Genomic DNA, 313 nt, shown 5'->3' on the forward strand with positions numbered 1-313 from the left:
CCCGTAGCGCCTCGATGTCGTACACGTCTGTCCCGCCAGCGGCGATCGAACACGCGATGTCAGTCAGGACCCGGCCCCGGTCATGGACCGGATCGAATCCCGGCCTGGCCAGCACGGTGGAGATGCCTGAAGTTCCACCCTGGGACCGGTCACCGGGGTTTCATGCCGCGAGGGCGTGGGCTTGACGTAGCAGGCACGCGTTTCGTGGGGCGTGCGGTGGTTGAGTGTCGAGTGTAGACGTTGATGATTGTAGTAGGTGAGGTAGGCGAAGACATCCCGCCGGGCGTCGGCTCTGGTTGCCCAGACGCGGGTG

1 protein-coding gene is annotated in these 313 nt (G+C 65.2%); it reads right to left on the reverse strand.

Annotation, left to right across the window (positions count from 1 at the left end):
• Positions 1-63: 63 nt before the first annotated feature.
• On the reverse strand, positions 64-313 hold a 250-nt coding region (locus F8271_RS34365), incomplete at its 5' end, for an IS3 family transposase (protein WP_370462017.1).

It is taken from the genome of Micromonospora sp. ALFpr18c (genome assembly GCF_008868155.1).
Lineage (GTDB): Bacteria > Actinomycetota > Actinomycetes > Mycobacteriales > Micromonosporaceae > Micromonospora.